This is a genomic window from Roseateles sp. (assembly GCF_047654805.1).
Classification (GTDB): Bacteria; Pseudomonadota; Gammaproteobacteria; order Burkholderiales; family Burkholderiaceae_C; genus Pelomonas.
This window is the reverse complement of the sequence record NZ_JASGIV010000001.1, coordinates 80195-93283: the sequence shown is the minus strand read 5'-3', so window position 1 is coordinate 93283 and position 13089 is coordinate 80195. Positions and strand designations below refer to the sequence as shown.

At 67.6% G+C, this 13089-nt stretch carries 13 protein-coding genes; 3 read left to right on the top strand and 10 right to left on the bottom strand.

Features of this window, described 5'->3' with window-relative positions:
- Positions 1–28: 28 nt before the first annotated feature.
- Entirely contained in the window at positions 29–943 is a 915-nt protein-coding gene (locus QM732_RS00360; RefSeq protein WP_415654230.1) for a LysR family transcriptional regulator, read from the top strand.
- Here the strand turns inward: QM732_RS00360 and QM732_RS00355 are convergent.
- Both QM732_RS00355 and QM732_RS00350 read right to left on the bottom strand, forming a co-directional pair.
- A complete protein-coding gene (locus QM732_RS00355; RefSeq protein WP_415654229.1) occupies positions 934–2319 on the bottom strand; it encodes a sensor histidine kinase in 1386 nt (461 codons plus the stop codon). The genes QM732_RS00360 and QM732_RS00355 overlap by 10 nt on opposite strands.
- The gene (locus tag QM732_RS00350) at positions 2316–2975 is read right to left on the bottom strand and encodes a response regulator transcription factor (protein ID WP_415654228.1); all 660 of its coding nucleotides are present in this window, start codon (positions 2973–2975) and stop codon (positions 2316–2318) included. Before QM732_RS00350 ends, QM732_RS00355 begins: the two co-directional genes overlap by 4 nt.
- A gap of 153 nt (positions 2976–3128) precedes the next feature.
- Here QM732_RS00350 and QM732_RS00345 point away from each other — a divergent pair, with 153 nt between their 5' ends.
- The gene (locus QM732_RS00345) at positions 3129–4190 is read left to right on the top strand and encodes an ABC transporter ATP-binding protein (RefSeq protein ID WP_415654227.1); all 1062 of its coding nucleotides are present in this window, start codon (positions 3129–3131) and stop codon (positions 4188–4190) included.
- A gap of 4 nt (positions 4191–4194) precedes the next feature.
- Here the strand turns inward: QM732_RS00345 and QM732_RS00340 are convergent, their stop codons facing one another.
- The 3 genes from QM732_RS00340 to QM732_RS00330 are packed head-to-tail and all read right to left on the bottom strand — an operon-like array spanning position 4195 to position 6191.
- A complete protein-coding gene (locus QM732_RS00340) occupies positions 4195–4797 on the bottom strand; it encodes a hypothetical protein (RefSeq protein ID WP_415654226.1) in 603 nt (200 codons plus the stop codon).
- Between the two features lie 34 nt (positions 4798–4831).
- Entirely contained in the window at positions 4832–5545 is a 714-nt protein-coding gene (locus QM732_RS00335; protein ID WP_415654225.1) for a hypothetical protein, read from the bottom strand.
- A gap of 55 nt (positions 5546–5600) precedes the next feature.
- Complete coding sequence (locus QM732_RS00330) at positions 5601–6191, bottom strand: hypothetical protein (RefSeq protein WP_415654224.1); 591 nt, start codon at positions 6189–6191, stop codon at positions 5601–5603.
- A 359-nt stretch (positions 6192–6550) separates the two neighbouring features.
- Between QM732_RS00330 and QM732_RS00325 the strand changes: the two genes are divergently transcribed.
- Positions 6551–7630 (top strand): porin, encoded by a 1080-nt coding sequence (locus QM732_RS00325; RefSeq protein WP_415654223.1) that lies wholly within the window; start codon positions 6551–6553, stop codon positions 7628–7630.
- A gap of 187 nt (positions 7631–7817) precedes the next feature.
- Here the strand turns inward: QM732_RS00325 and QM732_RS00320 are convergent, their stop codons facing one another.
- Genes QM732_RS00320 through QM732_RS00300 form a run of 5 tightly spaced genes read right to left on the bottom strand, consistent with a single transcriptional unit; the run spans position 7818 to position 13057 of the window.
- Positions 7818–8702, bottom strand: a complete 885-nt coding sequence (locus QM732_RS00320; protein WP_415654222.1) for a family 16 glycosylhydrolase — start codon at positions 8700–8702, stop codon at positions 7818–7820.
- Between the two features lie 34 nt (positions 8703–8736).
- Positions 8737–10074: a GH1 family beta-glucosidase gene (locus QM732_RS00315; RefSeq protein WP_415654221.1), complete on the bottom strand. Its 1338-nt coding sequence runs from the start codon at positions 10072–10074 to the stop codon at positions 8737–8739.
- 6 nt (positions 10075–10080) lie between these two features.
- Entirely contained in the window at positions 10081–10899 is an 819-nt protein-coding gene (locus QM732_RS00310) for a carbohydrate ABC transporter permease (protein WP_415654220.1), read from the bottom strand.
- Entirely contained in the window at positions 10896–11792 is an 897-nt protein-coding gene (locus QM732_RS00305; RefSeq protein ID WP_415654219.1) for a carbohydrate ABC transporter permease, read from the bottom strand. The genes QM732_RS00310 and QM732_RS00305 overlap by 4 nt, the downstream gene beginning before the upstream one ends.
- Positions 11789–13057: an ABC transporter substrate-binding protein gene (locus QM732_RS00300; RefSeq protein WP_415654218.1), complete on the bottom strand. Its 1269-nt coding sequence runs from the start codon at positions 13055–13057 to the stop codon at positions 11789–11791. Before QM732_RS00300 ends, QM732_RS00305 begins: the two co-directional genes overlap by 4 nt.
- Positions 13058–13089: the final 32 nt, after the last annotated feature.

The window sequence follows — 13089 nt, the reverse complement described above, 5'->3', positions numbered from 1 at the left end:
TTGGTCGACTCGTACGAGGCTTTCGAACATGCTCAGCGACGACGAGATCCAGTTGATGGAAGCCATCCGCGAAAGCGGCAGCCTCTCGCGTGCCGCGGCCAGCCTGGGCAAGGCGCCGTCCACGGTGTCATACACGCTGCGCCAGATCGAGGGCCGTTTCGACGCGCTGCTGTTCGACCGTCGCCGCTATCGGCTGCAGCTCACCACCGCTGGTGCCCTGCTGGTGCGAGAAGCGGTGCGCCTGCGCGACGACATGCAGCGCCTGACGCGCCGCGTAACGCAGGTGGCCCGGGGCTGGGAGGATCGGCTACGCATCGTCAGCGACGAGATCATCGAATTCGAGTCGCTGCTGCCCGTCATCCACGACTTCGATGCGCTGGACTCGGGCGTCAGCCTGCGCTTCACGCACGAGGTGCTGGGCGGCACTTGGGAGGCGCTGGCCGAAGGTCGGGCTGACCTCGTCATCGGCGCGACCAACGAGCCACCCGCCCTCGTCGGCCTGCAGTGGCGCGAGCTCGGCGAGATGCGCTGGGTCTATGCCGTAGCGCCCCGCCACCCGCTGGCCAGGGCCAGGGCGCCGCTTGGCGCCGAGCAGATGAGGGAGCATCGCGCGGTCGTCGTGGCCGACAGCTCGCGCCGCGGTGATGGCCGAGCCTACGGCCATGGCGCCGGCCAGCCGACGCTGGCGGTGCCGAGCATGACCGCCAAGATCGCTGCCCAGCGCGCGGGGTTGGGCGTGGGCTGGCTGCCAGAGGCGCGCGTGGCGTCGCTGCTTCAGCGCGGCGAGCTGGTCGCCAAGGCGGTCGCCGTGCCGCGCGAGCCCAATCGGCTCTACCTCGGCTGGCGTGCTGGCGATGGCCGCGCGCTGGCCTGGTGGCTGGACCGGCTGAGCGATGCGCGGCTATGCCGGCGTCTCGTCGATGGCGTCGACGCCTACGCCTGAAGCGGCAGCGTCAGCCGCGCGATGCAGCCGTGCGGTGCAGCCGGCAGCAGTTGGGCGCTGCCGCCATGGCGCTCGGCGATCTCGCGCACGATGGCCAATCCAAGGCCGCAACCCTCGCCTGTCGTCGCCCCGCGCACAAAGCGCTCGAAGACGCGCTCGCGCAGCTCGGGCTCGATGCCAGGCCCGTCATCCTCGACGTCCAGCCACAGGTCATCGCCCGCACGGCGCAACCGCACGGTGAGCGTGGCGCCCGAGCCAGCGTAGCGCACCGCGTTGTCGATGAGGTTGACCAGGGCCTCGCGCAGCAGTAGCTCCACGCCCTGCACACGCAGGCCCACATCAACAATGTCCACGCCCAGGTCGCAGCCCGCTGCGAGTGCGCGCGGCACCCAGTCGGTCGTGGCCTCGTGCACGAGGCGATCACAGTCCACCGCCGCCCAGCCCTGCGCCGCCACGGCCTCGGGCTCTGCGCGCGCCAGCACCAGCAACTGGGACACCAGGCGGGCGCCGCGCACGGCGCTCTCGTGCACGCGCTGCAGGCGCTGGCGTAACGCTGGATCAGTGGCCAGCTCGAGCGCGAGCTCCGTCTGGCTCTTCAGCCCCGCCAGCGGTGTGCGCAGCTGGTGTGCCGCGTCGCTGATGAAGCGGCGCTGCGTGGCCAGGTTCTGCTGCACCTGGCCCAGCAGCTCGTTGACGGCACCGGCAAGCGCGCCGACCTCAGGCGGCGCCGCGCGCAGCTGCACCGGGTCCAGAGCATCGGCACGGCGCCCCTCCACCTGCCGCTGCAACTCAGCCAGCGGCTCCAGGCCCTTGCGGATACCGGCCCAGACGACCATGCTCATCAGAGCAATCAGCAGCGACAGCGGCAGCGCCGTGTCCAGCAGCATGCGCCGCGCCAGCAGCTCGCGCGACGCGCTGGAACGGGCGACCTGCACGCGCAACGTCGAGTCCGCTGCACCAGCGGCGCCGAGATGCTGGTCCAGCGAGACGACGCGCATGGGCTCGGGCACGAGGGTGTCGAAGAACACCGGCTCGCCCAGCGCCGGCATACCGGGTGGCGGCGGCAGGCGCGAATCGCCCAGCCGCAACTGGCCCGGTGGCGAACTGACCGTGTAGATGACGCGGCCATCGGGGTCGGCCGAATCGGTGCTGAGGATGTCCTGGGCCGAGCGCGGCAGGTCGACGAAGATGCCGCTGGCCGTGGGCTTGATCTGGCGGGCCAGCGCGCGTGCAGCCTGCAGCAGGCTGGCGTCGACGAGCTCGTCGGCGTGGCGGCTGGCAAGCCGGTAAGCCCCAAAGGCCGCGACCAGCCACAGCACGATCTGCGGCAGCAGCAGCCACAACAGCAATTGCCGGTGCAGCGAACGGCCGTTCACGATGCCGATGTGGCTTCGAGCAGATAGCCCAGGCCGCGCACGGTGCGCACGGCCAGGCCCGAGCCTTCCAGCTTCCTGCGCAGCCGGTGGATATAGACCTCGATGGAGCCCCCCTCGTCGGCCCCCCAGGCCTCGACGATCTGCTGCTTGCTGACGACGCGGTCTCTCTCGGTCAGCAGCAGGTCCAGCAGCGTCCACTCGCGCGGACTCAGCTCCAGCGGTTCGCCACCGATGCTGGCGCGACGCGCCGCACGGTCCAGACTCAACCGCCGCAACTGCTGGGTCTGCGAGGCCGGACGGCCTCGGCGCATCAGCGCATGCAGCCGCGCCTCCAGCTCGGGAAAGTCGAAAGGCTTGGTCAGATAGTCGTCGGCACCGGCCTGCAGGCCCGCCACACGATGATCCAGAGCGTCCAGCGCGGTCAGCACGAGGATGGGCAGGGTGCGGCCGGCCTCGCGCACGCGCTTGAGCACGGTCAGCCCGTCCACCAGCGGCAGGCCGAGGTCCAGGATCGCGACATCGAAGTCCTGCTTGCGAAGCAGGTACTCGGCCACGGCACCGTTCTCGGCCCACTCCACCTTGAACGAGGCGTTAAGCAACTGCTGTTGCAGCGCATCGGCCAGCAGAGCGTCGTCTTCGGCGAGCAGCAGGTTCATGGGGCCGGACTGTAGTCGCGTCGGCCCTCGTGGTTAATACGATATTAAGTTTATTAATCATCAGTAATGATGTCGGCGGACGAAGCGCATGGCCGCGCAGGCTGCCATGGCAGCCTCCGTCCCGATCTTGCAGAACATCCACAGGAGACACCCTTGACCCGCGTTCACATCCAGGACCTCGGCATCCGCTTCGGCAACCATGAGGTCATCAAGGGGCTGGATCTCGACGTGCACAGTGGCGAGTTCCTGGTACTGCTGGGGCCTTCGGGCTGCGGCAAGTCCACGCTTTTGCACACCATCGCCGGCCTCAATCCCGTCAGCAGCGGCAGCATCCACATCGGCGAGCAGGACATGACCAGCGCCGAGCCCAGCCAGCGCGGCGTGGGCATGGTGTTCCAGAGCTACGCGCTGTATCCGACGATGACGGTGAAGGAGAACCTCGCCTTCCCTTTGAAGATGGCCAAGACGCCCAAGGCGGAACTTGAGAAGCGCGTCGCCGCAGCCGCCGACATGCTGCAGCTGGGCCCCTTGCTGGAGCGCCGGCCCAGCCAGCTCTCCGGCGGCCAGCGCCAGCGTGTCGCCATCGGCCGTGCGGTGGTGCGCGAAGCCAAGGTACTGCTGCTGGATGAGCCGCTGTCCAACCTCGACGCCAAGCTGCGCACCGACCTGCGCCGCGAGCTAAAGCTGCTGCACTCGCGCCTGGGCAACACCATGATCTACGTGACGCATGACCAGGTCGAGGCAATGACGCTGGCCACGCGCATCGTCGTCATGCACCAGGGCATCATCCAGCAGATCGGCACGCCCGCAGAGGTCTACGACAAGCCCCGGAACCTGCGCGTGGCCGGCTTTGTCGGTTCGCCGGCCATCAACCGCATCGAAGGCCAGGTCGGCGAAGGTGGTCTGTTCGTGTCGCCCGCGCTGAGCCTGCCGCTGCCCGCGCCCCTGGTCTCGCGCCCACAAGGGGAGGTGTTGACTCTGGCGGTGCGCCCCGAGAACGTGCGCCTGGGAGCCGATCAGACCTTCGGCGGCGAGATCCAGCTCGTCGAGCCGCTGGGCAACCAGCACGTCGTCTGGCTGGGTTGCGCCGGCACCACCCTCTCGGCCGTGCTGCCGGGGCAGCCCGAAGTGGAGGATGGCGCCAAGGTCCGCTTCGGCTTCGACGCGACGAAGACGCTTTGGTTCGACGCCGCTGGCGAGCGACTGGAGGCCTGAGGCCTCAGAACACGTTGGACTTGGACTTCGCCTTCTCCGCGGCGTCACGGTCGTCACGACCTTTGGCCTGCCCCTCGACGGCGGCAAACAGGTCCGCGTTCAGATAGGTCAAGGTGGTGGGCTCGCTGACGAAGAACGGCCGCTTGAAGACGAGCTGCATCCCTTCCGGAAAACGCCAGATGTAGCTGCCGTCGCCGACGTACTCGGCAGCGAAGTCCGGCGTACCCCGAGAAGCCGACGGGTTGCCGTACTTCGACTTGAGCATCTTGCGCAGCGTCTCATTCTGGTAGTCGACCTCGTACTGCGCCGCCATCACCCGGTCGCCGGCATAGGTGACCGTCAGGGTCTTGACTGCGGGGATGCCCAGTGCGACGACGTCAAAGCGTTCGGCCGGGCCTTTGCGCCCCTGGCTCTTGGCGCCGGCGGCGCGGGCCGCCCCCTGGAACTGCGCCACGGACGCCGAGGCGAGATCGATGCTGAACAGCGCCAGCCGCTCGCCGCTGACAGCCGGCGCAGGCGGCGCGGCGTGGCTGGCAGCCGGCAACACGGCAAGGATGGCGCCTGAGACGGCGAGAAGGAGGCCAGCTAGGCGGCGGGACGGATTCATCATGAAGGCAAACGTCGGGTGTTGGGGAACGGGGTCAGAGGCTGGCCTTGAGCTTGCGCAGCTCCTCGGTGGAAAGGCCCGCGTCGTCCATGGGCACTTCGGGCTTGGCAAAGCTCTGCGTCGCATCTGGCTCCGTTGCGGGGCGGTGGCGCGCCGCTGTGCTCGCCGGCCGGGCTGCGGCCTCGGCAGTGCGTGTCGCGGAGCGCGATGCGGGCCGGGGTTGGGCGTGATCCGCGATCGGCGGGGGCGCCAAGACGCGGGCCGGCTGAGCGTCGCCTAAGTGTGTCGAGCCTTCGTCGCGCGCCTGGAGCTGGCCATACAGCCACATCGCGATCGCGGCCACGGCCCAGAAGCCCGCGACCGCCACGACAAAGCGCATCCGAGGACCGGATTGCGCGGCAACGGCACTCCGGCGCTGGGGCGGCTGCGGGTCTGCGGGGGCCTCCAGCAGCCTGCGCACGGCGCGTTGCGCCGTCTGGACGAAGCGTTCCGGCTGGCGCACTTCGGCCAGCGGGTTGTGGGCAAAGTCGTTGCGCACGGACGCGAGGTAGCGCAGATCGGCTACCAGTTCGCCGGCCAGCCGATGCTGGACCGCGCTGACACGCGAATGGATGCCGGTGCCTTCGGCCTGGAATCGGTTCGCGAGGATCCATTCGACCCAGCGGGCCGCCTCCATGACGCCCGCGGTGTCTGCTTGGACGTGCTGGATTTTTCCGATGATCTCGGCCGAGGTGGGCGCCGCGCTCAAGATGAAGCTCCTGTGGAAGGGTGATGCAGGGACCGGCGGGAGTACGAGCTCGGGATCACCAAGAGTCCAAGTTGCTGCCGGAAGAAATGCCCGAGTTGAAGTCATCGGACGAGAACGAATGCGAGGCGAAGGTATCGGACCCGAAGGCATGGTCTGAGCCGAACATGTCGCTGGACTGGGTCCCGTACAGGTTGCCGCCCACGTCGACGCCGCCGATGGAGTCACCGACCATGGGCAGGCCCGTGGCGGGGTTGATCACCGGCAGCGACGAATTGCTGTCGAAGGTGTCGTTCCAGGCAGGGCTGGCATCGTGCGTCGGCGACGCGAACGCCTGCGCACTGAGCGCCCCCAGGGCACCGAGACCCGCGCCAGCGATCACCGCATGGCCGTCATCGCTTGCGGATGAGCGGCGTGGCTCGGCCGAGGTGCCGGCCGGGCGGCTTGCATCCGGCCGCCCCAGCCGGGGTCGGGGGCGCTGCACGGCGAAAAGGCCCACGCAGGCCAGGAAGGCGGCAACAGTCGCCAACGGCATGCGTAGCGGTCCCTGTTCCGTGAACGCTGCAACGACCAGCGCACCGATCAGCCAGCAGACCGCGAACACCGCGGTGACCTTGATGAAATGCAACGCCCTCTGGAACCAGCTCACTTCCCCATCCCTGAGCGTTAGTCAAGCGGCGCATTCTTGGGGAGCCAGGACAGAGGCAGGAGCGGAAATACGCGTCAGGTGTGAACTACTGCAGCCCACGCCGCAAGGCGCGCGGGCTCGAGCAATGCGGCGCTATCGGCATCCACCGTGTCAACACCTGGCACCAGCACGCGGCTTGCGCACACTTTGGCGCCCGCGCAGACCTCGATTGAGGCGGAATCCGCAACAGTCCATTCCTGCCGGTCAGTCTTTTGACCCGGGCCCGAGGCCCGATCTGTCCAGTCGTGCGGGGCGCCCAGAAGGCGCTGGCGCACGGGGACCGCCAACCGGCGGCTCGACAGCCATCGAAAGACAAGACCATGAAGTACAAGACCTATGCCCTCTCCATCCTGGCCCTTGCCGCCAGCTCTGCCGCCTTCGCCCAGTCCGCAAGCCCGCAGGTGACGCTCTACGGCACCCTGGACGCCAACGTGCAGTTGCTTGACGGCGCGGCGCGCCAGACCCGCGTGCAGTCCGGCGGCCTGTCCGGCTCACGCTTCGGCCTGCGCGGCAACGAAGACCTGGGCGGTGGCCTGAAGGCTTTCTTCACGCTGGAATCTGGCATCAATGTCGATGACGGCAGCTATGGCCAGAACAGCTTCTGGGGCCGCCAGGCCTTCGTAGGCCTGGGCACGCCCTACGGCTCTGTATCGCTGGGCCGCCAGTACGGCAGCGTCTACACGCTGACCAACGAGTTCAGCCAGTTCTCCAACGTCGGCACCGGCGCCAGCACGGCCGTGATCGGTGGCTTCGGCGGCTACGAGCCGGTTCGCGGCAGTGACAACTCAGCCACCGGCAACGGCGGCCCGGCACGGGTCAACAACTCGGTGAAGCTGGAGAGTGTCAACTACGGCGGTTTCAGTGCCGGCGTGCTGTGGGGGCTTGGCGAAGTGGCAGGCGACACCAAGGGCAACCGCGTCGCGGATCTGTACGGTCGCTACACAGGCCACGGTTTCGACGCGATGCTGTCGCTGGTTGACGACAAGGCCGATGCGCTGGGTCGCAACCTGCGCACGGTGTCGGCCGCCGCCGCCTACGACTGGGGCAACGCTCGCCTCAACGGCGGCGTGATGCAGGTCGATGACCGCAGCGCCGCCGACCGCGACGGCAAGGGCTACTGGCTGGGCGCGAGCTATCGGATGGGCCAGCACCTGATCAAGGGCCAGTACGTGGAAAGCAAGAACGACGGCGCACTGGCCGACGGCAAGACCCAGGCCTTTGGCGTTGGCTACCAGTACGACCTGTCCAAGCGCACCGCGCTGTACAGCTCGCTGACCCGCTTCAAGAACGATGGCGCAGGGTACGTCAGCCGTGCGGCCGGCACCATCCCCGTGGGTTTGACCGACGCGAACGATCGCAACCTGACCGAGTTCGTGGCCGGCATCCGCCACAGCTTCTGAGTCCGGACCCAGGACAGTCAGCCGCTGGGTGAAGGCCGGGCGGTGTGCCAGCCGATTGGCATCACCCCGGCCCGACGAGCACGGCCCCCCCCGCGTTCCTCCCGGGTGCGCACAGATCCCGACGCGCACCCTTGGCCCAGCCCGCAAGGGTTGGGCTTTTTTTTGGCCGCGCATCGCGGCCCTGCGTTCACTCTTCCTTGTAGATGCGCACCCAGTCCACCAGCATGCGCGCCGGCAGCGGCGTGGTGGCGTCGGGCGCACCGGGCCAGTCGCCACCAACCGCGAGGTTGAGGATGACGAAGAACGGCTTCTCGAACACCCAGGTGCCGCCGGCCGGCAGTAGCGCAGGCGTCAGGCGGTGGAACTCGACACCGTCGACGTACCAGACGATCTCGTTGGGTCGCTTGACAATGGTGTAGGTGTGAAAGTCGCTGGCTACCGGGGCGCCGAACTCGCGCGGCTTGGCGATGCCCTGCGCGCCGGAGTAGCCAGGGCCGTGCAGCGTACCGTAGGTGGTGCTGGGGGTCTTGCCAACAAACTCCATGATGTCGATCTCGCCGGACTTGGGCCAGCCCACCGCCGCGAGGTCGGTGCCCAGCGCCCAGAAGGCCGGCCAGATGCCCTGGCCGGCCGGCAGCTTCATGCGTGCTTCGACCTTGCCATAAGTGAAGCCGACCTTGCCGCTGGTATGGATGCGGGCCGAGGTGAACTCGCAGGGCTTGCCGTTCCAGCATGGGCCGGGGTTGCTGGCCTTCTCGGCCGTAATGACCAACATGCCGGCGCCGTCCATCTGCGCGTTGCGCGCGTTGGCGGTGTAGTACTGGAACTCGTGGTTGCCCCAGCCGTTGTTCTCGGCGTTGCCAAGGTCATAGTTCCAGGCCGCCTTGTCAGGCACGCTGCCGGCGGCGCCACTGAACTCGTCGCTCCAGACCAGCGTCCAGGTCTTTGACGGGGCAGGGGCAGGCGTAGGAGCCGCTGTGGCGGAGCCGCCGCCGCCGCAGGCGGTCAGCACGGCGGCGATGACGGGCAGCGCGCCACGCCAGGGGTGGGGGGCGGGGGTGGGTTTGTTCATGCATGTCTCCTGTGTTGTCGATGTTGTCGTGGACTCAGCCGCGCCAGGCCTGGAGGAAGTCGCGGTACCAATCGGCGCTGGCCTTGGGCGTGCGGTCCAACGTCTTGTAGTCCACATGCACGATGCCGAAGCGCTTTAGATAGCCGCTGGCCCATTCGAAGTTGTCCATCAGGCTCCAGACCATATAGCCGGCCATGGGTACGCCCTGCTGCATGGCACTGGCCACGGCGGCGATGTGGCCGCGCAAATAGGCGATGCGGTCGTCATCCTGCACTCGGCCGTTGGCAAAGGTCTGGTCCCTGAAGGCACCGCCGTTCTCCGTCACGTAGACGGGGGGCAGCTCAGGGTAGTCGCGGTGCAGCAGGCACAGCAGATCGGTCAGTCCCTGCGGATAGACCTCCCAGTCCATGTCGGTGACGGGCAGGCCGCGCTCCTTGGCGCCCCAGTCAGCACCGCTCGCCGACACCACGGTACGGGTGTAGAAGTTGACGCCCAGGTAGTCCATCGGCTGGGCGATGGATCTCATGTCGCCAGGCTCCACGACGGGTGCGTCGGCGCCCAGCTCGGCCAGTACCTCCTCGGGATAGCAGCCCTTGAAGAGGGGGTCGGCATACCAGCGCCGGCCGCGCGCATCGGCCATCGCGGCAGCCGCGATGTCCTCCGGCATGGCCGTGGCCGGCACGCACGACGACAGGTTGAGCACGATGCCCAGTTGGCTCTTCGCGCCGTCGGCGCGCAGCGCCTGCAGCGCAAGGCCGTGGCTGAGCAGCAGGTGGTGCGACACCTGCGCGGCAATCTTGCGACTCTTGATGCCTGGCGCGAAGTTGCCATGGTCATGGCCCAGCGTGGCGACGACCCAGGGTTCATTGTGCGTCGTCAGGCCGTCGATGCGGTCGCCAAGGCGGGCCTGGACGTGGCGCGCGTAGTCGACGAAGCGGTGCACGGTGTCTCGATCGTTCCAGCCGCCACGCTCCTGCAAGCCCTGCGGCAAGTCCCAATGGTTCAGCGTGGCCCAGGCCTTGATGCCGCGCTGCCTCAGCCCGTCCACCAAGCGCTCGTAGAAGTCCAGTCCCTTGCCGTTCCAACCGCCATGGCCGAGGGGCTGCACGCGCGGCCAGGCGATGGAGAAGCGATAGGCATTGACGCCCAGCGACGCGATGAGGTCAAGGTCCTGCTCAAGGCGGTGGTAGTGGTCGCAGGCGATGTCGCCGTTGCTGGCGTCGGCAATGGCGCCGGGCTGCTTGCAGAAGCGATCCCAGATTGACTCGCCCTTGCCATCCGCGTGGGCTGCGCCTTCGATCTGGAAGCTGCTGGTGGCCACACCCCAGACGAAGTGGGGCGGGAACTGGCGGTGCAATGGGCTTTGGGACATGGGCATTTACTTGACGGCGCCGGCGGTCAGGCCCGCAATGAGCTGGCGCGACGAGATGACGAAGAGGACCAGCAGGGGCAGCGTCGCGATGGCCGAACCGGCCATCAGCGCCCCCCACTCCGTGCTGGTGGTGCTGAAGAGGCTGCGCAACGCCAGCGGCAGCGTGTAGTTCTCGGCGCTGCGCATGACGATGAGCGGGTTCATGAAGTTGTTCCATGAACTGATGAAGGTGATGAGGCCCAGCGTGCCCAGGGCCGGCTTCATCAGCGGCAGCGCGATACGCCAGTAGATGCCCAGCTCGCTGGCGCCATCGATACGCGCGGCACTGAGCAGCTCCCGCGGCACCGTGGAGGCCGCGAACTGGCGCATCAGGAAGATGCCGAATGCGCTCGCCGCACCCGGCAGGTACAGCGCGCGGTGGGTGTCTATCCAGCCGAGCGCATCCATGACCATGAAGGTGGGGATCATGTTCATGAAGGCGGGCACCATCAGCGTGCCCAGCACCAGCGCGAACAGCGGCTTCTTGAAGCGGAACTCCAGCATCGCGAAGGCGTAGCCGGCCATGGAGCAGAACAGCAACGTCAGCGCCGTGGACATCAGGCCAACGTAGAGACTCCAGCCGACGTTCTTCCAGAACGGCAGCCGCGTGGTCAGCACCTGGATGTTGTTGAGCAACTCACCGCTGAACCACAGCGGCGGCGGCACGTTGAAGATGTCCGTGCGCGACTGCGTCGCAAACACGAACATGAAGTAGAACGGCGCCAGCATGATCAGCGCGCCAACGACGACGATGGCATAGGCCAGGAGCTTGGAAGTCCGGTTCATGCCTTCACCTGCCGTTCCGCGAACGCCTTGTTGGTGAGCCAGGTGAGCGCAGCGATGACGCCGAACATGATCCAGGCCAGCGCACTGGCCCCACCGAAGTCACTGAAGTCGAAGGCCAGCCGGTACAGGTAGATGCCCACGGTCATCGCGGCCTGGTCCGCGCCACCCTTGCCGTTGGTCAGGATGAAGGGCTCCTCGAAGAGCTGCAGGCCACCAATGACGGACAGCGTCACGCCAAACAGGATCATGGGTCGCAATCCAGGCAGCGTGATGCGCCAGAACTGCTGCCAGGGGCCGGCACCGTCGAGCTTGGCGGCCTGGTAGAGGTCGTGCGGGATGGTCTGCAGCGCGGCGAGATACAGCACGAGATTGAAGCCGACGTAGCGCCAGAACACGACGATGGCGACCGCCGGCTTGATGGCCTCCGGCGAACGCATCCAGTTGATGTTCTCGGTGCCGAACAGCGCATGCAGCGCCTGGTTGACCAGCCCGTAGTCGGTGGAGAACAGCGAGCCGAACAGCATCGCGATGGCAACGGTGGACGTGATGTAAGGCAGGAAGTAGGCGCCCGAGAACAGGCCGCGCCAACGACCGAGCGCCTGATGCAGGAACACCGCCAGCGGCAGCGCAACCAGGTGCTGCGGCACGCCCGACATGATGGCCAGCCAAAGCGTGTTGTAGAGGGACTTCCAGAACCAGCCGTCGGTCAGTGCGAAGACGAAGTTGTCCAGGCCGACGAACTGCATGGCGTCCAGTCCGCTGGTCGGCTCCCAGCTCTGGAACGCCAACCACAGCGAGAACAGCAGCGGGAACAGGCCGAACACGACAAACAGGATCAGGAAGGGGCTGACCAGGACGTAGGGCGCCCAGCGGCTCGGGATGCGGAGTCTCATCGGTTCGCGCGGTGGACGAGCAGGGCCTGGGCGTCCGCCAGGGCCTTGGGGATGGGCTTGCCGTACTCCAGCACGTTGTCCAGCTCGGCGTTGACGACCTCGTCCGCGAACTTCTGCTGCTTGTGCATCTTGACGGCGGGAATGCGTCGCGCCGCCTCCCTCCACAGGACGCGGGCATGCTGTCCACCCAGGAAGGGCACGGGCTGGTCGAAGAAGGCGTCGTCCTGCGCCGCCAGCAGGGCCGGGAAAGCGTCCTGCGTGCGGAAGGCGTCGAGCTGGCGCTGGCGGTCCAGGGTCAGTTCCTGGACGAGCTGCCAGGCCAGTTGCTTGCGTTCCGGCGCAGAGCGGCGTGGGATGGCGTAGTAGGTCCCGCCATAGGAGCAGAAGGTGTTCTCGGGCAACTGGGCCACGCGCCACTTGCCGGCGGTGCCAGGAGCCACCCAGTTGGCCATCTGGCCGGCCATCCAGCCACCCGAGATCTCCGTGGCGAGTCGCCCGCGCTTGAGCATCTCGGCCCAATCGTTGAACCACACCTCCACGCGCGCGTCCAAGCCCTGGCGGCGCACCTTGCGCGCCAGCTCGAAGGCGCGCACGAAGCGCGGCGAGGTGACCTGCGCCCGCCCCTCGTTGTCGAAGAACTGGCCCTCGCCCGGCGGTGTTCCGGCGCGCACGATGATGTCCTTGAGCAGGCGTACGTCGCCAATCAGATAGGCGCCGGTCCTGGCCTTGATCTGCATGCCGGCCTCGACGTAGCCCTCCCACGAGCGCGTCAGGTCCGCCTCCGTCAGGCCGGCCTGGGCCAGGAGGTCCACACGATAGAACAGCGACCCGGGGCCGATATCGCTGGGCATGGCGACGATGGCGCCCTGGCGGTTGCGGGCCGTGTCGATCGCAAAGGGCACGAAGCCGTCCCGGAAGCGCTCCGCGCCGAACGCTGGCGCCGACAAATCCTCCAGACCCGATCCCAGCGAGAAGCGGCCCAGATAGCTGGTCTCCAGCGCGATGACGTCGGGCAAGTGACCCGAGGTGGACAACGCCGTCGTCATGGCCGTGTGGTGGTCGTCGTACTGGCGGCTGATGACCTGGGTGCGGATATCGGGGTGGCGCTGGCTCCAGCCCTTGAGCAGGTCCTTGGCGATGACGTCCACGAGCGGAAAGGCCGCCACCGTCAGCGGCCGCTCCGTCCTGGCCTCGCCCACGCCAGCTGCGCCGCCCAGGGCGGCGGCGAGCAGATGACGTCGAGGGATGGAAAGTGGGTTCTGCATGATCTTGAAAGCGCTTTCAAGATTGTGCGTCC